Source organism: Paenibacillus albidus (genome assembly GCF_014644435.1).
Classification (GTDB): domain Bacteria; phylum Bacillota; class Bacilli; order Paenibacillales; family Paenibacillaceae; genus Paenibacillus_AQ; species Paenibacillus_AQ albidus.
In genome coordinates this window covers 94,672-117,751 of the sequence record NZ_BMKR01000016.1, presented here as the reverse complement: position 1 = coordinate 117,751, position 23,080 = coordinate 94,672, and the positions used below count along the sequence as shown (strand labels likewise).

General features: G+C 50.1%; 20 protein-coding genes, 1 pseudogene and 1 riboswitch. Of the genes and pseudogenes, 5 read left to right on the top strand and 16 right to left on the bottom strand.

Annotation, left to right across the window (positions count from 1 at the left end; genetic code table 11):
• Window positions 1-244: 244 nt before the first annotated feature.
• The 12 genes and pseudogenes from IEY53_RS19095 to IEY53_RS19040 all read right to left on the bottom strand — a co-directional run bounded on the left by IEY53_RS19095 (window position 245) and on the right by IEY53_RS19040 (window position 13,097).
• Window positions 245-508 (bottom strand): hypothetical protein, encoded by a 264-nt coding sequence (locus IEY53_RS19095; RefSeq protein WP_189027786.1) that lies wholly within the window; start codon window positions 506-508, stop codon window positions 245-247.
• Window positions 509-575: 67 nt separating this feature from the next.
• Window positions 576-1,816, bottom strand: a pseudogene (locus IEY53_RS35180) (ISL3 family transposase).
• Window positions 1,817-2,178: 362 nt separating this feature from the next.
• Window positions 2,179-2,949 (bottom strand): sigma-70 family RNA polymerase sigma factor, encoded by a 771-nt coding sequence (locus IEY53_RS19085; protein ID WP_189027784.1) that lies wholly within the window; start codon window positions 2,947-2,949, stop codon window positions 2,179-2,181.
• Window positions 2,946-3,398, bottom strand: a complete 453-nt coding sequence (gene rsbW / locus IEY53_RS19080; protein WP_189027782.1) for an anti-sigma B factor RsbW — start codon at window positions 3,396-3,398, stop codon at window positions 2,946-2,948. The genes IEY53_RS19085 and rsbW overlap by 4 nt, the downstream gene beginning before the upstream one ends.
• A gap of 18 nt (window positions 3,399-3,416) precedes the next feature.
• The gene (locus IEY53_RS19075; RefSeq protein WP_189027780.1) at window positions 3,417-3,755 is read right to left on the bottom strand and encodes an STAS domain-containing protein; all 339 of its coding nucleotides are present in this window, start codon (window positions 3,753-3,755) and stop codon (window positions 3,417-3,419) included.
• 97 nt (window positions 3,756-3,852) lie between these two features.
• Window positions 3,853-5,523 (bottom strand): hybrid sensor histidine kinase/response regulator, encoded by a 1,671-nt coding sequence (locus IEY53_RS19070; RefSeq protein ID WP_189027779.1) that lies wholly within the window; start codon window positions 5,521-5,523, stop codon window positions 3,853-3,855.
• Between the two features lie 17 nt (window positions 5,524-5,540).
• Window positions 5,541-6,410, bottom strand: a complete 870-nt coding sequence (locus IEY53_RS19065) for a CheR family methyltransferase (RefSeq protein ID WP_189027777.1) — start codon at window positions 6,408-6,410, stop codon at window positions 5,541-5,543.
• A gap of 83 nt (window positions 6,411-6,493) precedes the next feature.
• Window positions 6,494-10,168 carry a response regulator gene (locus IEY53_RS19060; RefSeq protein WP_189027775.1) on the bottom strand — a complete coding sequence of 1,225 codons (3,675 nt, stop codon included), beginning with the start codon at window positions 10,166-10,168 and terminating at the stop codon, window positions 6,494-6,496.
• The gene (locus tag IEY53_RS19055) at window positions 10,165-11,337 is read right to left on the bottom strand and encodes a SpoIIE family protein phosphatase (protein ID WP_189027773.1); all 1,173 of its coding nucleotides are present in this window, start codon (window positions 11,335-11,337) and stop codon (window positions 10,165-10,167) included. Before IEY53_RS19055 ends, IEY53_RS19060 begins: the two co-directional genes overlap by 4 nt.
• A gap of 213 nt (window positions 11,338-11,550) precedes the next feature.
• On the bottom strand, window positions 11,551-11,898 hold the full coding sequence (locus IEY53_RS19050) for a YflT domain-containing protein (RefSeq protein WP_189027771.1): 348 nt from the start codon (window positions 11,896-11,898) through the stop codon (window positions 11,551-11,553).
• 93 nt (window positions 11,899-11,991) lie between these two features.
• Window positions 11,992-12,525, bottom strand: coding sequence for a hypothetical protein (locus tag IEY53_RS19045; protein ID WP_189027770.1), 534 nt, complete (start codon window positions 12,523-12,525; stop codon window positions 11,992-11,994).
• A 65-nt stretch (window positions 12,526-12,590) separates the two neighbouring features.
• The gene (locus tag IEY53_RS19040; protein WP_189027768.1) at window positions 12,591-13,097 is read right to left on the bottom strand and encodes a DUF948 domain-containing protein; all 507 of its coding nucleotides are present in this window, start codon (window positions 13,095-13,097) and stop codon (window positions 12,591-12,593) included.
• A gap of 190 nt (window positions 13,098-13,287) precedes the next feature.
• Here IEY53_RS19040 and IEY53_RS19035 point away from each other — a divergent pair, with 190 nt between their 5' ends.
• Together IEY53_RS19035 and IEY53_RS19030 are read left to right on the top strand one after the other, a co-directional pair.
• The gene (locus IEY53_RS19035) at window positions 13,288-13,455 is read left to right on the top strand and encodes a DUF1328 domain-containing protein (RefSeq protein WP_189027766.1); all 168 of its coding nucleotides are present in this window, start codon (window positions 13,288-13,290) and stop codon (window positions 13,453-13,455) included.
• 339 nt (window positions 13,456-13,794) lie between these two features.
• The gene (locus IEY53_RS19030; RefSeq protein ID WP_189027764.1) at window positions 13,795-14,208 is read left to right on the top strand and encodes a hypothetical protein; all 414 of its coding nucleotides are present in this window, start codon (window positions 13,795-13,797) and stop codon (window positions 14,206-14,208) included.
• 240 nt (window positions 14,209-14,448) lie between these two features.
• On the opposite strand, the gene IEY53_RS19025 is transcribed toward IEY53_RS19030, so the two are convergent.
• Window positions 14,449-15,279, bottom strand: a complete 831-nt coding sequence (locus IEY53_RS19025; protein WP_189027763.1) for a C40 family peptidase — start codon at window positions 15,277-15,279, stop codon at window positions 14,449-14,451.
• A gap of 214 nt (window positions 15,280-15,493) precedes the next feature.
• A complete protein-coding gene (locus IEY53_RS19020; protein ID WP_189027761.1) occupies window positions 15,494-16,363 on the bottom strand; it encodes a cation diffusion facilitator family transporter in 870 nt (289 codons plus the stop codon).
• A gap of 150 nt (window positions 16,364-16,513) precedes the next feature.
• Here IEY53_RS19020 and IEY53_RS19015 point away from each other — a divergent pair, with 150 nt between their 5' ends.
• On the top strand, window positions 16,514-16,699 hold the full coding sequence (locus IEY53_RS19015) for a hypothetical protein (RefSeq protein ID WP_189027759.1): 186 nt from the start codon (window positions 16,514-16,516) through the stop codon (window positions 16,697-16,699).
• A gap of 90 nt (window positions 16,700-16,789) precedes the next feature.
• On the opposite strand, the gene IEY53_RS19010 is transcribed toward IEY53_RS19015, so the two are convergent.
• Complete coding sequence (locus IEY53_RS19010; protein WP_189027757.1) at window positions 16,790-18,415, bottom strand: ABC-F family ATP-binding cassette domain-containing protein; 1,626 nt, start codon at window positions 18,413-18,415, stop codon at window positions 16,790-16,792.
• 107 nt (window positions 18,416-18,522) lie between these two features.
• Window positions 18,523-19,518 (bottom strand): MBL fold metallo-hydrolase, encoded by a 996-nt coding sequence (locus IEY53_RS19005; RefSeq protein ID WP_189027755.1) that lies wholly within the window; start codon window positions 19,516-19,518, stop codon window positions 18,523-18,525.
• Window positions 19,519-19,759: 241 nt separating this feature from the next.
• Between IEY53_RS19005 and IEY53_RS19000 the strand changes: the two genes are divergently transcribed.
• Together IEY53_RS19000 and IEY53_RS18995 are read left to right on the top strand one after the other, a co-directional pair.
• Window positions 19,760-20,896 carry a conserved virulence factor C family protein gene (locus IEY53_RS19000; protein WP_189027753.1) on the top strand — a complete coding sequence of 379 codons (1,137 nt, stop codon included), beginning with the start codon at window positions 19,760-19,762 and terminating at the stop codon, window positions 20,894-20,896.
• 110 nt (window positions 20,897-21,006) lie between these two features.
• A riboswitch (Lysine riboswitch) is annotated at window positions 21,007-21,214 on the top strand.
• Window positions 21,215-21,362: 148 nt separating this feature from the next.
• Entirely contained in the window at window positions 21,363-22,841 is a 1,479-nt protein-coding gene (locus IEY53_RS18995) for an amino acid permease (RefSeq protein WP_189027751.1), read from the top strand.
• The last annotated feature ends 239 nt before the right edge of the window (window positions 22,842-23,080 follow it).

The window sequence follows — 23,080 nt, the reverse complement described above, 5'->3', positions numbered from 1 at the left end:
AACTCACATCGTTCGATTCATCCTGGTTTCAGCACCTGGATATCGGTCATTTCATCCAAAGAAACCACATGCACGACCAACGTGTACTGCAAAGGAGCCAAACGATAGATGCCCTACAAGACTTATGTACAAGCTCCTGCGAGTTTTTTGCCCCTACTTATGATAAGGTTCACCGCGCTGTCTGTAATGGCAAGTTTTATGGCCATCCTTTTGCGGGATGGCCCTTTCTTTGATCTTGCTTTGTTCAATTATCGTTTCCCGTTAGTGGAGACATAGTGAATCTTTTTTTCAGTATAATATCTTCAATATCATTGCTATCAATATCTGAAACTTTCCGGAAATCAATATTATTAAATTTCAACTTATAATCTTCATCAAAATCTATATTCGATCCATCCATTGGCTTGTTTTTATCTTTAATATAAGCAGGCACAAGATAGCAATATCCCACCTTCTCATAGAAATGTTTAAACGTTTCTAAGTTCTTAGAGTCCGGATCTGGATACATTGTATTGTATCTGCTAATTGTGGCTATATAATTTCCGGCTCAACCTAAAAATTAGCGGTTGACATTTTCATCCTAACAAACGGTGCCGATTACACTCGATTAAAATACCCGCTGTGTAACAACGACGATTGCGCGTGAATTTGTGTCGGCGTTGATACGATTTAATACGATTGTGCCGTCCTTCTACTGTCGCGTTCGTCCACCGGCAGTGATGGTAGTTCAAGATTTCCTCTTCTCAGTTCCGCATCGTTTTCAAAGCGTTTTGCACAGCTCCATGTCCAATTTCTTCCCCTTGCTTGCACCAACGGGTAAAACCAAGCTGGGCCACATCGAAATTCGGCGAATACTCATACCAACAGGAGAAGGATTCTTTCCATTCCCATACCTCGCGGAGGAGCGGAGAGAACGCCAGTAGCTGTTCTAACTGAATGCGGCTCATGTCCGGTAGCGAATCTACCGGCGGATTTAGCAGTCGGTGATGACTTTTTAAGATCCCTTTGGCCCGGGGGGAAAGGGTAGATTGAACGGATTTCCGGACAGTTTGGACACTTTCAATGACATAACCATGAACGTGAAAGCGGTCAGCAATTCGAATCGCCTTTGGAAAACACTCGCTGATCCAGGTGCGAAACGCTTGAGCCAGATCCATGACGACGGCCTTGGGATTCAGGTTTGAAAATTCCGGATGCTGCTCGGCATACGCGCGTAGCGCGTCCAGCTTTCGCCCCGAAAGCAGGTCTAGCATGGTTTCACCTCGAAGATCGTGAATACCGGTGTTATACGTATGTCCCTTTTTAATCGCAAAGTCATCGATGCCGAGTACTAGATTCGTCTGGTCTTCCGCTTGGTCCCATGCTTGCTTTAGCAAACGTTCGTTTTCTGCAGGAAGGGCCTCCTGATGCATGCGCTGAACCGTGCTGGCGAGTGCGTATTGCATTCTTGCACTATGCGCTGCCGTAGAGCCCAGTGCCTGGTTAACCGTTTGAGAGCGAAAAAGACGGCTGTATTGTTCCTTGGGACCACTCACGAATACGACCAAACAAATCCAATATTGCAGTGCGAGCAGGCTAGGCGCAGCGAGGGAATGTGCAAAAAGCACTTTTTACCAAAAACGCTGATATGACGAATCTGACGCGACCTATTGCGGCCATCTCGCTTCACGGATTGTTCGGAGTTGCAGATGGGACAAGGCTGCTAATACGCCACCGGCAAAGCTTCCAAATGCACTTCCGCTGCAATAATGGAGAGAACACTATGAAGTTGTAGCTCTGGTAATCCGAGCATTTCGTTGATATACTGGAGTAGCATCTGTCATATCCTTTTCATGTTGTTTGGTAGGACTTACAACATTACAGGATTTACAGATGTTTTTCCATTTCTATCCACGTTTTTTCTCCGTTTCAGTTTTCAACCGCTAATTTTGGTTTTGAGCCAACATTCCACCCTCTTATCTAAAAAAATAAAACAGTCCCCACGAGGACATAACCATCTTCGGGACTGTTTCTGAGGAAGTTTATCTTCTGAAATTATAAAGTTGTTTACTATTAAATCTCTGCTTTCCAACATCCTTTACTAATATCCGACTTTGTTTACTACTTTCCAATATTCCTTACTACTTTCCAACATTTTTACAGAAGGACACCCAGGCAGATCAGTGGTTGGTTAGAAAGTTAATAGGATGGATTAGACATAATCTGTTTCAGCTTCTCGGTGGCGCGTTTCTGGATCCGGGAAACGCTCATTTGCGAAACACCTAACTTCTGGGCGATTGCCCGTTGCGATTGTCCGTCCTGAAAGGCCAGCAGCAATACTTGCTGTTCCTGCTCCTTCAGCTGGCTCAGCGCTTGCTGCAGATCCATGCGTTTCTCTACCGTCTCGTAGTCGTTGGCATCAGAGCTGATCAGCTCACCCAGCGTAGCCCCCGTCTCCTCCTGGGAAAGAGGGGAATCCAGGGAAACATAATGGTAACATTCGCGTCCAGCCAGTACTTCAACAGTTTCTTCAACGGAAAGATCCAGGTAGCGGGCAATTTCGTCCACTCCAGGAGAGCGCTCCAGCCGGATCGTTAGCTCATCGATCGCTTGCTGCACAAGTGCGCCTTTTTCTTTAATCCGTCTGGGAACCTGTATGTACCAGGATTTATCACGCAGAAAGTTTTTCATATGTCCAATCATGCTTTTCATAGCATAGGGTTCGAATGGAATACCCAGGCTAATATCATATTGCTGCAGTAAACGGATAAGCGCCATCTGGCCTACCTGATACAAATCTTCATACAAGTCCGGTCTATTGCGGGCAATCTTGCCGGCAGCCATTTTGACCATAGGCTCATATTTCTTGATCAGCACGGTAGCAATTTCGTTATCTTTACTCTGCTGGTATTCCCAGATCAGGCTCACTGCTTCATTCATGGACTCGGGGGGAGTCACTTTTTCATTCATACTTTCTCCTCGCTGAAATTAAGTCGCTTGGTTAAGGTAACAACCGTCCCTCTCCCCGCTTCGCTTACCACGCTGACGTCATCCATTAGAGCCTGCATCAAATAAAAGCCCAAACCACCCACTTGAACGTCGCTAAGCTCCTTTTCATGCAGCGTCAGACGCTCACCGGATGACTCCAAACCGTCAAAGCTCTCCCCCTCATCTTTGACCGTAATGGATAAGGCACTGGCTCCCACTTCAAAGATTACATCCACCAATCCGTCTTCCTGCCCGTACGCATAGAGCACGGAATTGTTACAGGCTTCCGATACAGCCACCTTCATATCTTCAATATCCTCATACGTGAACCCCATTTTTGAGGCAATACCATATAAATTCAATCTTACAATATCGACATATTCTGCGCTGGCAGGTAACCGAAGAACTACTTTTTGCACATCTTCACTCATTCTTAGTTCGATCCTTTCCTAGTGGGAGTTCTCTTGGGGGGCAAAAAACTTGGAGATACCAGTCATATCAAACAGCTTCTGAATCTGCGGCGGAACTTCCTCAACCGTAAACTTAACGTCCATTCCGTGTCTTGCTTTCAGAATCGAAAGCAGAATTCCGATCCCTGTACTGTCAATATACTTCAGTTCTTTGAGATTAATCACCAGATCCAATCCGGTGTCACCCACAAGCGGCTCCATAACCAAACGGAAATCGGGAGCAACGGATAAATCCAGCTCTCCGGTTAGGAACACTGTGCATACACTGCCTTGTGTCTCGGTTCTTGCATGGAACTTTTCGCTTTTATGTGTATTCATATACAATCTCTCCTGAACATCGTTTTCTTTACCAATAACCCTAAAGGCGCACTTTTGAAACAAAAAAATAGTAATCAAGACACTGGAACTTGCTGGATTATGCATTATGAAGGGATGTTCCCCTGTCTATAAACAACGGATCCGGCCGCGAATACCGGGAAATAATATGCTTGATGCTGCTCAGTTTGAGCGGCTTGCTGATATAATCATCCATTCCCGATGCGATACAGCGGTTCTGAATGCCCTCCATCACATTGGCGGTCATGGCAATAATCACAGCATCAGCGGCATTAAGGCTGCCCTCCTGGCGGATCTGGGCTGTAGCTTCCAATCCGTCCATTACCGGCATTTGTAAATCCATGAAGATAAAATCATAGCGCTGCTTGGAAGCCATCTGCACTGCCTGCCTGCCGTCTTCAGCGATATCCGCATCGAAACCAAGCTTATCCAGCATGCTGACCATCAGCCGCTGATTAATGGGATGGTCATCGACAATAAGCACCCGGCTGCGCTCCTCCTCGGTTGCCGCCGGCCCTTCCGGTTCATCTTCCTGAAAACCTCTGGCGAGTTCATCCTCGGGCAATGCAGCCTGGATGGTGAAGACAAAGGTTGCGCCCCTCTCCTCCATGGATTCCACCCGAATATCGCCGCCCATCATCCCGACAAGCGATTTACAGATCGCAAGTCCTAAGCCGGTCCCTCCATATTTGCGCGTCATGGACGAATCAAGCTGGGAGAACGGCTTAAACAGCCGGTCACACTTCTCCGGAGATATCCCGATCCCCGTGTCTTTCACTGTAAATTCCACTACCAGTTTATTATCAGCGGATTGGATATTAGAAGCAACCAAATAAACTCCGCCCTGGTTGGTAAACTTAACTGCATTGGCCACCAGATTAATTAAGACCTGCCGCAGACGCGCCATATCCCCATATAAAAGCCTGGGGAGCTTCTGGTCAATGAAATAAGCGAGCTCCAGGTTCTTCTTGCCTGCCTCCACAGAGAACAGGCTGAAGACTTCTTGAATGCAGGAGCGGAGGTCAAACAACTGTTCTTCCATTTCCATTTTGCCTGACTCCATTTTGGTGAAATCAAGGATATCGTTAATGACGGTGATCAGTGTATCGGCACTTTTACGGATAATTTCCGTATATTCCTTCTGCTCCGCAGCCAGTTCAGTCTCCATCAGCAGATCAATCATGCCCACGACCCCGTTCATCGGTGTGCGGATCTCATGGCTCATCATGGCTAGAAATTCCGTCTTGGCCTTGGCGGCGCTTTCCGCCTCTTCCTTCGCCTTGACCAGCTCTCCGTTGATTCTTTCAAGCTCTTGCGTTTTTTGCTGAAGCAGCATGGATTGCATCTGGTGTTTCTTGCTCGTCAAATACATATCGACAAAGCCTTCGATTTTGGATTTCAAAATTTGGGGAATAAACGGTTTGACCATATAATCAATGGCTCCGGCAGAATAACCGGCAAACAAATGCTCTGCTTCACGGTTGTTGGCCGAAATAAAAATAATCGGAATATCCTTGGTCTTGTCCCTGGACTTGATCATTTTGGCGGTTTCGATCCCATCCATACCCGGCATCTGAACATCCAGAACAATCACTGCAAACTCATATTTCAACAAACAACGCAGTGCTTCTTCACCGGAGTTAGCTTTAATAAGTTCATAATGCTGACTCTCAAGCACAGCTTCCAGTGCCAGCAAGTTTTCAGGACGGTCGTCAACCAGTAGTATATGAATCGGTTCTTGAAACCCCATAGGACCCTCCTAACCCGCTACTTATTTTTGCGGTAAATTTTTTCCACTCTGTCCAGGGGTTCATAGCTATCGCTGTACCTGGTGAAATGGATCGATTCTTTCGATCCGAGAACAAGGACTCCGAAACGGCTTAGACTCTCATGGAACAGGCCATGAACATGGTCCCGGAGCTCATCATTGAAATAGATCATCACATTGCGGCAAAAGATCACATTAAATTCATTAAAGGAGGTGTCTGTAGCCAGGTTATGCTCGGCAAAAATAATATTTTTGCGTAAATACGGCTGCAGAATCACCGAATTGTATTTCGCTGTATAATATTCCGAGAACGCGCGGGTCCCGCCCGCCTCCAGATAATTTTTGGTGTATTGTTTCATCTTTCCAATCTCGTACACGCCTTCCTTGGCCTGCTGCAGGGACCGGTCATTCATATCAGTGGCATAGATGCGGGCCTTGTCATACAGCCCTTCCTCATGCAACAGAATGGCCATGGAATAGACCTCTTCCCCTGTAGAGCAGCCGGCATGCCAGATCCGGATATACGGATAGGTACGCAGCAAGGGAATAACCTTTTGGCGGAATGTTAAAAATAATCCGGGGTCTCTGAACATTTCGGTAACCGGTATAGAAAGACTGTAGATAAAACGTTCAAAGCAGGCACGGTCGTGCAGCACCTTCTCCTGCAGCGCAGATATGGTTGGAACATTCTCCGCATGAACATGATGCCAAATCCGCCGTTTTAGAGATGGCAGCGCATAATTCCGGAAATCATATCCATACAATCGATGTACCCCGTCAAGCAGCAGTTCAATTTCAATCTGCTCCAGTTCGTTTTTGCCACTCAAATTTAAAGGCGGCTCATCATATCTGCGATCCATTGCTGTCATATTAACCGGCTCCCTTGCCGCCCTTTCCTACATCTGGATTGGCTGTTTGTTCGATCTGTAAAAGTATTACCCCAAAATCGGGGTTACGAATACAACCACACCCGCATTAACGAAAGAAGTTGATCAGTCCCGATCGGTTTTTTCATATAATCCGAGGCTCCGGCCTCAATACACTTGGCACGATCCTCTTTCATAGCCTTGGCTGTAAGCGCGATAATCGGCAGCTTCTGGTACTGCGGCATCTGGCGGATGCGGCGCATCGCCTCGTATCCATCCATCTCCGGCATCATCATATCCATCAGTACGAGATCAAAATCCTCCTGATTCACAAGGATATCAAGGGCCTCGCGGCCATTCTCCGCAAATTTGACCTCCATGTTATACCCTTCCAGCACACTGGAGAGGGCAAAGACATTGCGGATATCATCATCCACAAGCAATATTTTTTTGCCGTCGAATAATTCCTCTTTATTATGGAGCTTTTGCAGAATTTTACGCTTATCTTCAGGAAGATTGGCTTCCACCCGGTGCAGGAACAAGGTCGTCTCGTCCAGCAGTCTTTCCGGGGAACGCACATCTTTAATAATAATGGATTCTGCATATTTCCGCAGCCTTGTCTCTTCCTTGCTGTCGAGATCCTTGCCGGTATAGATAATGATCGGCAGATCATTCAGTTCCTCATCATCCCGAATCTGGTCCAGCAGTTCAAAGCCGTTCATATCCCCCAGCATCAAATCCAGTACCATACAATCATATCTTTGCTTCCGCAGTTCCGTCAAAGCCTCCTGTCCCGTGGAGACGGCCGTGATCGCAACATCATCATGTCCAATCAGCTCCATAATGGAGCGGCGCTGGATATCGTCATCCTCCACGATAAGCAGATGCTTAAGCGCGCTGGCCGTATAATTCTCAATTTGCGAGAACGCCCGCTCCAGCGCTTCTTTGGAGGATGGTTTTCTTAAGTAGGCCATCGCCCCCATCATCAGGCCCTGTTTGACCTCATCATTGACAGAAATAACATGGACAGGAATGTGGCGGGTCTGCGACGAGCCCTTGAGTTCCCTGAGAATTGACCACCCGTCCATCACCGGCAGCTGAATGTCCAGGATAATGGCATCCGGCAAGTAAGTCTTGGCCATGTGCAGGCCGGTATCTCCCTGAAGTGCCACCAGTCCCTTAAAGCCGCGGCTGCGGGCCATACCCAGCAATATACTGGCAAATTTCTCATCATCTTCAATAATCAACAATACTTTATCATTGGAGGATAACTCCTCACGGTCATCTTCGATCACTGCCTGTACCTGTGGAGCCGGGGGTTCCGTGCCCGCTGAAGTGCGGGAAGGCAGCAGATCCTCCACAAATTCGCTCAGAGCAGCGGCTTCCCGGGTTGCTGCTGCTACCGCTCCGCCAGGCAAGAGGTTTTGATTGCCTTTAACGGGCAAATAGAGGGTAAAGATGCTTCCCTGCCCCTCACGCGATTCCAGCACGATTGCCCCGCCCATAAGACGGGCCAGTTCACGGCTGATGGACAACCCAAGTCCTGTGCCACCGTATTTGCGGCTGGTTGTTCCGTCCACCTGCTGGAAGGCCTCGAACACCAGATCCATTTTGTCAGCCGGAATTCCAATCCCGCTGTCTTTTACCGCAATGGCGATATATTCAGTCTCCTGTGGCAGATATTTTGGCAAATGGGCATGATCTGCACGGCTTACTATGAAATCTACAGCACCTTCACTTGTAAATTTAAAGGCATTGGACAATAAATTGCGCAGCACCTGCTTCAGCCGGTGGCTGTCCGTATACAGGCTGTCCGGCAGCGGTTCATTGAAGGTAAGACGCAGGGACAATCCCTTCTTGGAGGCCAGGGGTGCAAAATTCTGCTTCACGAAGGTCTTCAGCTCGCCCATCATAACCTCTTCATAGCTAAGCTCCATCTTGCCGGCATCCACTTTGGATAGATCGAGAATTTCATCAATCATCTTAAGCAAATCTGCACCCGACATATAAATCGTGTGGGCAAACTCCACCTGCTTCTCGCTTAAATTGCCCTCCTTGTTCTCGGTCAGCAATTGGGAGAGAATCAGCAGACTGTTCAGCGGCGTCCGCAGCTCATGCGACATATTGGCCAGGAACTCCGATTTGTACTTGCTGGTAACGGCCAGCTGCATCGCCTGCTTCTCCAGCTGGCTGCGGGCATGTTCAATTTCATCCTTTTTCTCCTCAACCTCCTGCACCTGTTCTTCCAATGCACGGGTTTTGGAGATCAGCTCGGTATTATAATGCTCCAGCTCTTCCTGCTGGCGCTGCAGCAGCTCTTCGGAACGTTTGAGCGCCTCTGTCTGTTCCTCCAGGTTCTCGTTGGAGCGGCGGAGTTCCTCCTGCTGGGTCTGCAGCTCTTCCGACTGGCATTGCAGCTCTTCGGTAAGGGCCTGGGATTCCCGCAGCAGTTCTTCAACAGTAAGTCGGCGGTTGATATTGTTCAGGATCACACCCAGATTTCTGGCCAGCTGATTCAGAAGATCATTGTGCAGAGAGCTGAACGGAGTAAATGAGGCAAATTCAATCACTCCCAGAACTTCATCATCGAACAAAATGGGATAAATGGATATGTTGTTCGGCTGAGCATCTCCGAAGCCGGAAACCACCGAAACATAACCGTCCGGCGCCTTCTCCAGACGGATCGGTGTTTTGTCCAGCGCACTTTGCCCGATCAGTCCCTCGCCGATTTCAAAGCTCTGCTTCGGTTTGTGCTCCGTATCGCTTGCATAGTAACCATAGCTGCTAAGCAGGTCAGGGCTCTGGCTGTCCTTCAGATATACAACACCATAATGGGCGCCCAGCACCGGCGTGAACTCGCTGATGAAGGTCTGCGATACCTGATCCAGTGAATTAACACCCCGCAGCAGCTCGGTAATCCGGGCCACGTTGGCATTCAGCCAGGACTGGTCGCTTTGGGCCTGTGTATAGGCCTTCTCCAGCTCCTGCTTCTCTTGAATGTCCTCGGCCATCTCCTTAAAGACGCGGGCCACCTCGCCGATCTCATCTTTGGAAGTCACCTTAATCCTGCGGATGGCTCTGAGTTTGCCGTTGCCGAAGCTTGAGATCATCATAGATACAACATTCAGACCCCGGGTGATGCTCGGAATGATCCACAGGACGACTCCCAGCCCCAGCAGCAGCCCCAGAACCATCATTAAAGTTACCATCTGGATAGAGCTTTCATAGGCCTCTCTGGACTTTGTGCTCTCCTCATCCATCACAAAAGCATTGTAATCGGACAAGGCATTCAAGCTGTTCAGCACCTCATCCTGAACTACTTGCCCCGTACTGTCGCGGAGGGTATTCGCGTTCTGGAAATACCCCTCCGCAACTAGGGCAAGGGCTTTGTTCTGATAGTCCAGATAGCCGGTATAAGCACTGGATATTCTGGAGACCAGCTGCTGCTCATTGGCCGAGACCATCATTTCCTTGATATTCTCAAAATGTGTATTAGCAGCAGTGATTTTCTTCTCAATTTCAGCCTTCTGGGCTTCAACGACCGTAGTATCGGCATTTAACATAGATGTCGTCAGAATCCGCGCCATATCATTCACTTCTCCGCGCATGCCTGAAGCAGAACGCCCCTTGGAATATCTTTCCTGAAAGCCGTCCAACTGAGAATTCATATAATCCAGACGGTCATATCCAATCAAGGTAAGTGCAAGCATAAGGGCCAGCATCGCACTAAAGCCGATCAGCAGCTTGGCTTTAATCTTCATTCCTTATCTGTTCCCTTCTTAAGTGATATCCACACCAGACATTTGTCATCATCGCGCTCCACATCGGCATCATCATTGAAAAAAGCAGTACGCATAACCTCTTCCTGCCAGTCATGACCACCGCTGAGGTGCTCCACCAGGAAATCCAGCTGTTCTTCCTGCTCACCCTTGACCAGCTCGAGCAACCCGTCTGTGAAGAGCGCCAGATGACCTTCTTCTTCATAACTCAGGCTCTGCGGCTGCACATCCATACGGTCAAACAATCCGACAGGGTGGCAATTGCTCTCAAGCAGCACCGGCTTCGTGGCGTCCCCTTCAAAGAACAGCCCCGGGGGATGACCGGCATTGATATAATCAATCCGCTTCATGCGGGTATCTATAACCAGATAAATGGCTGTAAAATAATACTGGACCAGCTGCTTCTCAATATAAAGCTGGTTAAAGCGCCGGTTCAGCTCCTGAATCACTTTTTCCGGCTCCACATACGTAGTTACTGTATCTTTCAGCACCGAAGCGATAAACATGCAAAACAGCGAGGACGAAATACCGTGCCCCATCATATCCAGCAGAATGACGCCGTAACGTCCATCGCCAAGGGGATACCAGGCATACAAATCGCCGGCCAGCTCAAAAGAAGGTTGATACAGCGCATGCACTACAAAAGTGTCCTCCACCAGCGGCAAGCTGAGTACGGCATTCTGCACCAAAGCCGCGAGCTTCAATTCATCCTGCATCCGCTGATCCCGTTCCTTGTGCCAGTCTTTTTCCCGCTTCAGGCGGAGCGCCAGCCGGATTCTGGCCATCAGCTCCACTTTATTAATGGGCTTCGTGACATAGTCTACGGCGCCGGCATCCAGGGCTTCCGCCAATTTCTTGGAATCTCCGACAGCCGTAACCATAATAATCGGGATATCTTTCAGCTGCTCATACTGCTGGACTACCCGGCAGGCCTCAATCCCATCCATTTCCGGCATCATCATATCGAGCAGAATTAAATCTATATTGGACTGCTTGGGCTGTTCCTCTCCTTTTTCGGAGCCGATACCCAGCAGTGACAGCATCTCTTTGGCAGAAGATGCTGTAATGAAATTCCGGTAATCTTCTTTTTTCAGGATTTCACGGATAATGATTACGTTAGTGGGATTGTCATCTACGATTAAAATTCTCATCCTCTTCACCTCACACAAATAATTTTTTTCTCCGAAAACCCTGCAAGCTCTATATTTATATCATACGATATTGGACGGATCTGTGCTATTAGTGAGCCGGGCCGGCATAGACATTCCTGTTTCTTCAACAAAGTAACCTCCAGCCCCACTACACCTAGTGGTTCTGGAGGTTACGCTATTGGACTATGAGCTCTCCCGCGCAAACGACCCGTTCTAACTCGAGGTTCGGCTGGCAATGACGAGAACCTTGCCCATATCAAGTTCTTTTTCATAAAAGTCCGCTTCCGCTTCGCTAAATCCCAAAGAAACAATCTTGGAACGGAGCTCATCGCCCCGCGAACGGAAAAGATTGGCAATGGTGCCGAACAACCCTTCCTCATGCATGCCTACCTCATTGGTATCGGCTGCATCGACGATACGGTCTTCGCGTTCCTGATTATGGCTGATAACGTAGATATCTTCCTTGGTGTAGCCGCTCCCGCGCAGCCGGTTTACTTCTTCAATCGCCTGAACGCCATTCTCCACAATCTTTGCATAGGACTGTGCATGGATTGAATCCATAGTGTGTTCACTCTCCTTCTGAAGGATAAAGGGTCCACTGTGACAAACGACAACTGATGTTAACTTAAACGCAATTCACGGAAATGAAACGGACTAGGAGGAATTACCATCGAACAAATCAATCCCTTCCCACTCCCCTGTCTGCATATTGCGGTAGATTTTGAGGGCCACATTCCCTCGCATGTAGACATCTCCATCTTCCGCTACAAAATCGGGGCTGCCGAGCAGCTCGTGCAGATTATTCCTGGCAGGGTCCAGCTTCACCCCGTTTAGATCCAGTCCATACTGCAAGGCTTGCGAAGGAGTCACATGTACATACAGCACAACTCCGCCACAAACTCCCGCCGACATGTCCGCATATTGGTATTCCAGACATTCCTGCCAAGGATCAGGAGCAATCCGAAGCGGCTCCCCCTTAGTAAGCACCAGGTCTTCCTGCGTTGTATAAAGCGCCACTCCCGCCAAAGACTCAAAGCTGTTTAGATAAGCAGCGGAAGGCACGTTGTCCTGGTAAGCCAAAACGACGGAGGGCTGCATGAAGATGACAGCTTCCGGCAGGGGCTCCTTCTGTGTGGAGGCATCAAAATAGGGAGAAAGGAGACTAAGCAAAAGGATGACAATGGTCATGTTGTTGTCCCGCCTTTCTTTTCTTCAATCCGCCATCACAGCAGTACCTGCTTCATCTTCAAATACTAATGGCGGTATTTCTTCCAAAGAGTAGCAGCTACATCTACGCCTTTGAGAACTGCACTTAATTTTCCCGATCCTTTTTTGTCGTATACAGCATCATAAGATTGTATGGTCCGTTCTTCGGAAGGAGTAAGCGGCGCACTGTCTACCGAGACAGCCTTAGCTTTGTCCTTTAATTCCCGCGATTTACGGAATTTCTCAATCACTGTGACAGACACCTCTTTAACCGTTAGGGATAACTCGCTCAGGACATCGCCCAGGTTTTTGACGGAATCCATAATAGGATCAATCTTCTGAATCTTGTTCTGCACATCCGCTGTTATATCATTGGCGTGTCTGACGGTTGTCTTCACCTCATAGGTAAGTTCATCAATGGTCTTCTGGACCTCTTGCAGCGTTTGGCTGACTTTGTCGAGCGAATCCTTCGCCGACTTCAGGGTCTTAATTAAAAAGAAGACAAGTACTGCGAATGCGACAGCTGCCAGGGCTACGCTAAGTTCAATAATCATATCCGAATCCCCTTCCAAATCTTAAATTGAGCGGCGGCTGTGTCTGCCGGATTACTGCATAGTTACCCCCCTCCAATGGCGCCGAAACAACTTGCTGTATGCCCGCAAACCGCCGTTTGCAACTGTGTTTCAAATCCTGGATGACCGTTTAAACTAAGACTACAACAGCACGAGGAAAGGATGATCCCACATGTTACGTTGGTCTGTAATCCTGCTTGTTATTGCTCTAATCGCCGGTATCTTCGGGTTCTTTAATTTGGTGGCTGCCGCTGCAGGCATTGCCAAAGTACTCTTTTTTATCTTTCTGGTGCTTTTTGTGGTTTCGCTCTTCATGGGGCGCAAAGGCAGGTCTATGTAACTTTCAAGTACAATTAAGCAGCACATTCGCTTGCTAAAGACAGCCCGTTTTCCATATTCCTGGATAAGCGGGCTATTAATATGTAATTAGATAAAAAAGAACATCCCAAACAACGCGTGCAGCAGCTCCAAATCCCCCTCCTCCTGAACCTCCTCTCTATGCAGTATCCTATGCATTATGCTGAAAGTATAGGCCTTTCCCATAAGGTTGTCACTTTCGAAAATAAAAAATTTTAAAGGGATTGGTTCATAGTGCCCATTTTATGTTTACTAGGATATTAGCAATCAATGAGCTTGGTAATATTCGCTAAGCCGCAAACCACTATTAGGAGGAACACAAATGAAAAAAATAGCAAGTTTTACAGTAGCAGTTGGCCTTATGGCTTCCATCGCAGCATCCGCATCCGCAGCAGAGGTAACAACAGGAACTGCTACACCCACTCCTGCACCAGGAACTACTGCTACAGAAGCACCGGCAACTGTAACAAAAACCACTTATGCTGAGTTCGAAACTGTGATCACACCTGAAGACCTCAAACCGGCTACACCGCAAATCATTATTACCAAATTGGCAGCGTTCCACTTCTCCATGAACAGCACTGCTGCTCCAGCCGGCTGGCTTAGTGCGCAAACTATCGATACTACAGGTGTAGTAATGACTGACACATGGGGCAACGAATGGAGAGAAATCTACACCTGGCTTGGAAAAGCATGGATCAAGGTTCCAGCCTCTGCTTATGTAATCAACCCATAAGATTTCTTATACCTCGTTCTAAGCAAAGCTACGTCCTCCAGTGAGGCGTACATAATCCAAAGGCTGGACCCGACGATTCATTTCGTCAGGTTCAGCCTTTTTTCAGATTCCCTAACGCAGGAAAGGCTATCCCTTCAGTAGACATTTCTACTGAAGGGATAGCCCCACGATAAAGCCCGCCCTATTCACCCGTCACAAACTTGTGCTGCTGTCGCTTCTTAAAACAAAATTTTGTATATGTTAGCGGATGACCGAACCCCCGTAAAGGAATCGATTCATCCAAGAAGCGCTTAGTTTATCTACCCTTACCCCACCGGAAGACGCGGAATAAGTATGCAGAATCTGTCCATCTCCCAGATACATCGCTACATGCGTGATTCTGGCCGTAGACTTGTTCACGCCCGCATAAGCGGATGCCGAGCTGCCTCTGTAGCTCATGAAGAACATCAGATCTCCGCGTTTCAGACCGGAAATATCCTGAATCGCTGCACTGTTCTGCTTCACCCAATCTCCTTGCTGCCGTGAATCGGCAGGCAGCTTCAGATTCGCTGCATCAAGAAAAATTTGCCTGATAAAATCCGAGCAGTCAAAGGTGCTTGTGCTGCTGCGGCTTGAACCGAATTCATACGGTGTGCCAAGATACCCCATGCCAGCGGTAATGACACGTTCAATAACTGCGGATTGGGAAGGTGCCGAAGGCGCTGGTGCCGGGACCGATGGCGCCGGTGCCGGACTTCCACTGCCGGTTTGAAGCGAAATATACCGGTCTCCGGAGCTTGTAAATCCGATATCCCCATTCGAAGTTTTTACTTTATACCAATAACTATTCGTCTTCTCAAGAATAGTCACTATCTCGCCTTTTTTCAAGTACTTCATGAATTCTCCGCTGGTGGACGGTGCCCCGCGAAGCCGCACTGATGACTCAATGATGGCTGTTTGTGCAGATGTCGCTGCTGTATTGGAAGGGGCCGAATCGGCAAAGGCCGACGGCTGATTGAACATTCCAAAGTTAACGGCAATTGCGGCTGAGACCAATAGTGCTCTGGTAAGTTGCTTATGTGAGTTGATCATTCCGTTCCCCCGAACAAGCTTATTGAGAAATCCAACAAAGGTGCGCGCAACGCTTGTTGCTTTCTGCCCTCATTATAGGCCTGCCCGGGATATGGAACATGCCCCAAATTTCATAAAAAAGCTTGCCAACTTATGGGAAAATACAGGTCTATAGTCTTGATTTCTCCTTGCATTTGGTTTTAAATTCAATAAATTGGAAATACAGTCCGGTGTCTTACGACTTAGGTTCGATATGAACCTGTACATTCATCGTATTATGCAGGGTGCGCATCCGTTCTTCAATCGACTCGCTGATGTCATGTCCTTCCATTACAGTAAGATCGGCATCCACCTCCACAATGACATCCACCAGAACATGATTACCATGTACACGTGCCTTCATATCTTTAATATTCTCCACACCGGGTGTACGGGCGATGGTACTGCGCAAATCCAGCAGCCGGTCCTCATCAAACCCGTCGGTCAGCCGGTAGGTGGAATCCCGGAAAATATCCCAGGCCGTTTTGAGAATCAGCAAACCCACCAGCACCGCAGCCGCAGAGTCGACCCACGGCAGACCAAACTGGGCCCCTATAATCCCGATGGCAGCCCCTATGCTCACCATGGCATCGGAGAAGTTATCCTTGGCCGCAGCCATCAGCGCACTGTTGTTAATCTGCCGGGCCAGTCTTTTGTTATACCCATAGACACCCAGCATAGCTACGGCACAGATCAAGGCTACGCCGGCGGACCAGATCTGCGGAATTCCCTTGCTCTCCTCGAACATGGAACGGACGGCCTCAATAATTACCTGAATTCCCACCATGGCCATAATAAAAGATGCGAGCAGCGCCGCCACCGTCTCGGCACGAAAATGCCCGTAAGCATGATCGGCGTCAGGCGGTTTCCGCGAAATGCGCAGGCCGATCAATACAGCCACCGAAGCCACAATATCTGTCAGATTGTTGAAGCCATCGGCCAGCAGCGCACTCGAAGCAAACCAATAGCCGCACACCAGCTTAAAAGAAGACAGGATCAGATAAGCTCCAATGCTGATCCAGGCCCCTCTTTCGCCTTTTCGTATATCTTCGTAAATATCCGCCATAACCAGCCACTCCCCCTGTTGTTGCCATTACTTATGATTACCACCCCCGCACAGTCCGGCAAACATTGCTTTCATTTATTCTTGCCCTTGTAGCCGCATTTAAAAACCTTTAGAATAAAGCCAAGGACTTGCTTCAAAGGAGGTAACATGATGACCGAGAACAACGAAAAACCAAAAGTTAATTTGGCCGATGCCATCCGCAAAAAGCTGGAGCAGAAGAAACAGCAGTCTTCAGCCAAACCCGGCTCTACATTTCAGGCCGGTTCCGCCAAACCGTTAAAAAGCCAAAACAACAAAAAGCCCAATAATCAGCGCCGCCGTACCGGCGGGTCCTAAATCAGCTAATTTTGAAGCCCCACACCAAAGAACGGCTGCGTTATTCCTTAGGGAAGACGCAGCCGTTTCTTATTTATATTCAGATGTCGGTTATACTTCTACAGGATACATACGCTGGCGCAATTCCTTGATTTCGGGATTCTCCAGGTATTCATCATAGCTCATCGAACGGTCGATCAAGCCGTTTGGAGTAATCTCGATAATCCGGTTGGCAATCGTCTGAATGAACTGATGGTCATGCGAAGTGAACAAAATGGTGCCGTCGAAATCGATCAGCCCGTTGTTCAGCGCCGTGATGGATTCCAGATCCAAGTGATTGGTCGGTTCATCGAACACAAGCACGTTTGCGCCGTTCAGCATCATTTTGGCCAGCATGCAGCGAACTTTCTCGCCCCCTGACAAAACACTAGCCTTCTTCAAGGCTTCCTCCCCGGCAAACAGCATCCGGCCCAGGAATCCGCGCAGGAAGGTCTCATCCTGGTCCTTGGAATACTGGCGCAGCCATTCCACCAGATTCATTTCCACACCGTCAAAATATTTGGAGTTGTCTTTCGGGAAATACGCCTGGGTAGTGGTTACCCCCCATGCATATTCTCCGGCATCCGCTTCCTTCTCCCCCATAATCACGTCAAACAACAGAGATTTCGGCTGGGAGTATGGTCCCACAAAAGCAATCTTGTCGCCTTTGTTCACCACAAAGCTGATTTCATCCAGCATCTTCTCGCCGTCAACCGCTTTGCTGAGGCCGCTAATGGTCAGCAATTGCTTACCGGCTTCGCGCTCAGGCTTAAAGTTGAGGAACGGATATTTCCGGTTGGACGGACGGATGTCCTCCAGTGTAATTTTCTCCAGCTGCTTCTTACGTGAAGTCGCCTGTTTGGATTTGGACGCATTGGCCGAGAAACGCTGGATAAAGGCCTGCAATTCCTTGATCTTGTCTTCCTTTTTCTTATTCGAATCCCGCTGCAGGGCTTGGGCCAGCTGACTGGACTCGTACCAGAAATCGTAGTTGCCGACATACATCTGAATTTTGCCAAAATCAATGTCTGCGATATGCGTACATACTTTGTTCAGGAAGTGACGGTCATGGGATACGACAATAACAGTGCCTTCATAGTCCATAAGGAAGTTCTCCAGCCAGCCAATGGATTCAAGATCCAAGTGGTTGGTAGGCTCATCGAGCAGCAGGTTGTTTGGACGCCCGAACAGGGCTTGGGCCAGGAGCACCCTCACCTTTTCATTGCCGCTGAGTTCAGACATGGTCTTGTCATGCAGCTCGCGCATAATCCCGAGGCCAATCAGCATCGCCGCAGCATCCGGCTCGGCATCCCAGCCGTTCAGCTCGGCGAATTCGCCCTCCAGCTCACCGGCACGCAGGCCGTCGGCTTCGGAGAAGTCGCTTTTGGCATACAAGGCATCTTTTTCTTTCATGATTTCATAGAGGCGGGTATGCCCCATAATCACTGTCTCCAGCACCGGGAACTCGTCGTATTCAAAGTGATTCTGCTTAAGGACAGCGAGCCGTTCTCCCGGTGTGATATGAACATCACCGGAGTTCGATTCAATCTCTCCCGACAGAATTTTTAGAAAGGTTGATTTGCCGGCACCATTGGCACCAATCAGACCGTAACAGTTACCTGGTGTGAATTTTATGTTTACGTCCTCAAAAAGTGCGCGTTTTCCGTAGCGGAGTGTTACGCCGCTTGTACTAATCATTAAGCATTACCATCCTTTTCACTTAGGGTTCCGGCTCATTATAGCATAAAATCACGGCCAATAGCCCGTAAAATAGCCTATTCCAACAGGTATGCGCAGTTTCTTCCTCATTGCCCCTCCGATCTAGCCTCAGGATGGACAATCAGTGTTTCGCCATAATCCAGCGTACGAATCTGTTCTTGCGCCAGCCCGTGCCCGGCCCGGGCGATCTCCATCCGGTCCAAAGCTTCCCGCGCCGTATCGTCGGCCAGCCTGAAGGTTCCGAAATGCATCGGGATCATCAGCTCTGCGCCAACATCGATGAAGGCCTGCACCGCCTCCTCGGGGTTCACATGCTGTGAGGTCATGAACCATTCCGGCTCGTAAGCGCCAATCGGCATCAGGGCAACGTGGACCTTAAAGCGGCTTCCAATCTCTTTGAAGCCGGGAAAATAACCGCTGTCCCCGGCAAAATACAGATTAGGCGGCAGCTTGTGCTTCTCACCGCCGCCGTCAGCCGCCGGATGGTTCTGCGGCAGCGCCGGTTCCAGCACATACCCGCCCCAATGCGAAGTGTTAGTATCGAAAGGCGTGCGGCGTGACCAGTGCTGGGTCGGCACAAAGGACAGCTTGATGTTCGAGAGCGTCAGCTCCTCCCACCACTGCATTTCCTCGCAGTTGCGGAAGCCTTTGCGGAGCATTTTTCGCTTCAGCCCGACCGGGACAATAATTCGGGTCTCCGCCCGGTACAATTTGCGGATGGAGGCGATGTGCAGGTGATCGTAGTGCGAATGCGAGATCAGGATCAGATCAATCGGCGGCATTTCTGCCAGCGGGATTCCCGGCGGTCCGATTCTTTTCTCCACCCCCAGCCTTCCGGCCCAGATCGGGTCGGTAATAATATTCATCCCTTCATATTGGAGAAAAAACGTCGAGTGTCCAATCCAGGTAATGGTAGTTTCCAGCCGGTTATCGGCCAAATAGGAAAGTCTGGGCGGAACATTGGGTACTCTATATGAATAATCCTTGCGCTTGCGGCGGCGTTCCTCCCGCCACTGACGAATTTGTTTTAACGTTTTATCGGTACTGACATTATCTATATTATTGTAACGGATCTTGGGCATGACAATCTCTCTCCTTTAAAAAGGTTTCCGGCCGGTATCCATCTGCTATTCCTTATCCTTGTCTTATTCACGGCAACGGATACCTGTGGTCAGTGATGCCATCCTTATCATACAACTTTTACCCGTTTAAAATTCGAATTAAGCGCAGCATTCCCCCGCACTGCTTTGTGTTCGGGACAGGATATGAGGTAAAATGCGGATAAAGACAGCGGTGCACAGCCGTAAATGAGGGGGAGCACGTATGAAGATTACATTTATAGAACCGACGCCAAGTCCAAATACGATGAAGCTTCATCTAGACGAAAGTCTGGAGCCGGGCATCCGCCGTACCTACACGCCTGAGAGCCAGCGTTCCGCCCCTGCCTGGGCGCGGGATATGCTGAGCATTCCGGGCGTCACCAGCATCTACCATGCCGCCGATTTCGCGGCGCTGGAACGCAAGGGCAGCGCCGACTGGGCGGCCATTCTGCGCGAGGTCCAAAGCCGTTTCGGCAGCGGAGAAGGACTGGCCGACGACCTCAACCTGACCGATGAGCATGCGGGAGCGCATTTCGGCGAAGCCCAGGTGTTCGTGCAGATGTTCCGCGGCATTCCGATTCAGATCCGGGTCAAGACCGGCGCAAAGGAAGAGCGTATTGCACTTGCGAGCCGCTTCACCAAAGCGGTGACCGATGTGGCCAGCGCCGTGATGATCAAGGAGCGCAAGCTCACCGACTACGGCGTGCGCTACGGCGAGCCCGCGGAGATCGCCCGCGAGGTGGAGCAGGAGCTGGAAGCGGCGTATCCGCAGGAACGCCTCGACTCCCTCGTGCAGCAAGCCATTGCGCACGGAACCGCCGGCGAGTTCGTCGAGCAGCGGCACAAGCGGTCCCAGGAAGAGCTGCTGCGAGACCTGAAGAGCGCGGACTGGCGCATGCGCTACGCTGCGCTGGAGGATCTTGCACCAACGGCAGAGCTGCTGCCGGAGCTTGCTGCCGCGCTGCATGATGCCAAGCTGCAGATCCGCAGGCTGGCTGTGGTCTACCTGGGCGATCTGCGCACCCCTGAAGCGATGGAGCTGCTCTACGAAGCGATGGCGGACAGCGCCCCCGCCGTGCGGCGGACTGCGGGCGATACTCTCTCCGACATCGGCGACCCTGCCGCCACCCCGGTGATGACAGCGGCGCTCGGCGACAGCAGCAAGCTGGTCCGCTGGCGGGCAGCCCGCTTCCTGTATGAGGTCGGCACAGCCGAAGCTCAGGATGCGCTGACGCTGGCAGCAGATGATCCTGAATTCGAGGTTGGCCTGCAGGCCAGAATGGCTTTGGAGCGGATTGCTTCCGGTGAAGAGGCTGCGGGCACCGTCTGGCAGCAAATGTCTGAACGCCGCCGCAATTAATATAAGCCTTCCGTTATTTGTCATTGCCTGGGTACACAAGTTGCTTTATACTAATTTCTGTTGTGTTTATAAACGAATGAAGCAAGTTTCAAAGATAGCCTCATCACATCCGGTGAGGTAGAGGTCGCGGATATGAAGAGTAAGCGCGTGGAGACGTTCAAGAGCCGTCTGTGAATCGCTGCCGAAAGGGATATCCGCCGAAACCCGCACCGCCGCTCTCACAGCGGTGCGGGTTGGGGCCGTTGCCGAACAGGCACGGAACTGTCACACTGCTTTTTTGGCACAAGCCGGGAAGCAGCGTGTTGCGCTATCTTTTCAGGGAGGTTGAGGCGGAGCTGTAGCTACCAAACCGCAGATACCGTCTGCGGTTTTTTGTGCATTTTTGAAGGTGAACCTCGTCAGAAATCGCTCAGCATTCCCTATTCACGTTCATGAACTCAAACACATATTAAGGGGAGCTATTTGTATGAACAGCAAGCAGCAAGGAGTAAAGGGCAGCCAGGCCGGCAGCCCCGGCCTCAAAAAAACATTCAAGGCCAGACATTTAACCATGATCGCGCTCGGCGGTTCCATCGGAACCGGCCTGTTCCTCGCCAGCGGCGGAGCCATTGCTTCTTCGGGCCCGGGAGGCGCACTATTGGCCTATACGGCTGTCGGGATTATGGTCTATTTCCTTATGACCAGTCTTGGAGAGCTGGCGACTTATTTGCCGGATTCCGGCTCTTTCAGCACCTACGGCACGCGTTTCGTCAGCCCGGCCTTCGGCTTCGCCATTGGCTGGAACTTCTGGTACAACTGGGCGGTTACCATCGCAGCCGAGCTGTCTGCCGCAACGGTCATCATTAAATACTGGTTCCCGGACAGCCCGTCCTTCCTCTGGAGCCTGGTCTTCCTGCTCTTGATGTTCGGCCTGAACTTCCTGTCCTCGCGGGGATACGGTGAATCGGAATACTGGTTCGCCATTATCAAGATCATTACTGTTATTGTATTCCTCGTTGTCGGAGTTCTGATGATCTTCGGGATCATGGGCGGCGAGGCCACAGGCTTCAGCAACTTCACGCTGGGCGGCACAGCTTTCCACGGCGGCTTCTTCGCCTTCGTCGGGGTCTTCATGGCAGCAGGATTTTCTTTCCAGGGAACCGAGCTGGTTGGCGTCGCTGCCGGGGAAAGCGAGAACCCGCGCCGCAATGTGCCGCTGGCCATCCGTCAGGTCTTCTGGCGCATCCTTATCTTCTATATTCTGGCCATCCTGGTCATCGGGCTGCTGATTCCTTATACCAATCCCGACCTGCTGCGCGGCGGCATTGATGATATCGGTGTCAGCCCGTTCACGATTGTGTTCAACAAAGCCGGACTTGCCATTGCAGCTTCCGTGATGAATGCGGTCATCCTTAGCTCCGTCCTCTCTGCCGGCAACTCCGGAATGTACGCTTCTACCCGGGTGCTGTATGCCATGGCCAAGGACGGCATGGCCCCTCGCGCACTGGGCAAGCTCAACCGCCGCGGGGTTCCCGTCGGCGCGCTGCTCGTCACCACAGCCGTCGGCATGCTGGCCTTTCTGGCCTCCTTCTTCGGGGATGGCGCGGTGTACAACTGGCTGCTCAACGCCTCAGGGATGTGCGGCTTCATCAACTGGCTGGGCATTGCCGTCTGCCATTATCGTTTCCGCCGCGCGTTCGTCGCACAGGGACACTCGCTGGATGAACTGCCTTACCGGGCTAGATGGTTCCCGTTTGGTCCGCTGTTTGCCCTTGTGCTGTGCATCGTTGCCATCCTGGGTCAGAATCTCGGCGCCTTCACCGGAGGCCGTATCGATTGGTACGGGATTCTTGTCTCCTATGTGAGCCTTCCGCTGTTCGCATTGATCTGGCTCGGCTATGGCTGGTTCAGAAAAAGCAGCATTGTCCCGCTGGATAAGTGTGATCTGAGCACACACGAGGGCTAGCAGTAGTCAAGTATTCTTAAAGCAGTTCTAATGTATTTAGTGCAGTAGAATCGCTCTGGAATGGTTCAAAATTCCATTCTGATGTATTTTATACAGTGGAAATTCAGACAACCGGCGTTTATCGGCCCTTTCTGCAATTCCTGATGCAGCAAATGCAGTCAAAGTGAAAATGAGCCGGGTTGACGCTGTGCCTGATGTATAAAGTGCAGTGAAGTGACTCATTAAGATCGAAGCCGCAA

What these genes read in the sequence shown, in the direction of transcription:
- IEY53_RS19095 (WP_189027786.1), bottom strand. Translation starts at nt 508, where the DNA reads ATGTATCCAGATCCGGACTCTAAGAACTTAGAAACGTTTAAACATTTC.
- IEY53_RS19085 (WP_189027784.1), bottom strand. Translation starts at nt 2,949, where the DNA reads ATGAATGAAAAAGTGACTCCCCCCGAGTCCATGAATGAAGCAGTGAGC.
- rsbW (WP_189027782.1), bottom strand. Translation starts at nt 3,398, where the DNA reads ATGAGTGAAGATGTGCAAAAAGTAGTTCTTCGGTTACCTGCCAGCGCA.
- IEY53_RS19075 (WP_189027780.1), bottom strand. Translation starts at nt 3,755, where the DNA reads ATGAATACACATAAAAGCGAAAAGTTCCATGCAAGAACCGAGACACAA.
- IEY53_RS19070 (WP_189027779.1), bottom strand. Translation starts at nt 5,523, where the DNA reads ATGGGGTTTCAAGAACCGATTCATATACTACTGGTTGACGACCGTCCT.
- IEY53_RS19065 (WP_189027777.1), bottom strand. Translation starts at nt 6,410, where the DNA reads ATGACAGCAATGGATCGCAGATATGATGAGCCGCCTTTAAATTTGAGT.
- IEY53_RS19060 (WP_189027775.1), bottom strand. Translation starts at nt 10,168, where the DNA reads ATGAAGATTAAAGCCAAGCTGCTGATCGGCTTTAGTGCGATGCTGGCC.
- IEY53_RS19055 (WP_189027773.1), bottom strand. Translation starts at nt 11,337, where the DNA reads ATGAGAATTTTAATCGTAGATGACAATCCCACTAACGTAATCATTATC.
- IEY53_RS19050 (WP_189027771.1), bottom strand. Translation starts at nt 11,898, where the DNA reads ATGGATTCAATCCATGCACAGTCCTATGCAAAGATTGTGGAGAATGGC.
- IEY53_RS19045 (WP_189027770.1), bottom strand. Translation starts at nt 12,525, where the DNA reads ATGACCATTGTCATCCTTTTGCTTAGTCTCCTTTCTCCCTATTTTGAT.
- IEY53_RS19040 (WP_189027768.1), bottom strand. Translation starts at nt 13,097, where the DNA reads ATGATTATTGAACTTAGCGTAGCCCTGGCAGCTGTCGCATTCGCAGTA.
- IEY53_RS19035 (WP_189027766.1), top strand. Translation starts at nt 13,288, where the DNA reads ATGTTACGTTGGTCTGTAATCCTGCTTGTTATTGCTCTAATCGCCGGT.
- IEY53_RS19030 (WP_189027764.1), top strand. Translation starts at nt 13,795, where the DNA reads ATGAAAAAAATAGCAAGTTTTACAGTAGCAGTTGGCCTTATGGCTTCC.
- IEY53_RS19025 (WP_189027763.1), bottom strand. Translation starts at nt 15,279, where the DNA reads ATGATCAACTCACATAAGCAACTTACCAGAGCACTATTGGTCTCAGCC.
- IEY53_RS19020 (WP_189027761.1), bottom strand. Translation starts at nt 16,363, where the DNA reads ATGGCGGATATTTACGAAGATATACGAAAAGGCGAAAGAGGGGCCTGG.
- IEY53_RS19015 (WP_189027759.1), top strand. Translation starts at nt 16,514, where the DNA reads ATGACCGAGAACAACGAAAAACCAAAAGTTAATTTGGCCGATGCCATC.
- IEY53_RS19010 (WP_189027757.1), bottom strand. Translation starts at nt 18,415, where the DNA reads ATGATTAGTACAAGCGGCGTAACACTCCGCTACGGAAAACGCGCACTT.
- IEY53_RS19005 (WP_189027755.1), bottom strand. Translation starts at nt 19,518, where the DNA reads ATGCCCAAGATCCGTTACAATAATATAGATAATGTCAGTACCGATAAA.
- IEY53_RS19000 (WP_189027753.1), top strand. Translation starts at nt 19,760, where the DNA reads ATGAAGATTACATTTATAGAACCGACGCCAAGTCCAAATACGATGAAG.
- IEY53_RS18995 (WP_189027751.1), top strand. Translation starts at nt 21,363, where the DNA reads ATGAACAGCAAGCAGCAAGGAGTAAAGGGCAGCCAGGCCGGCAGCCCC.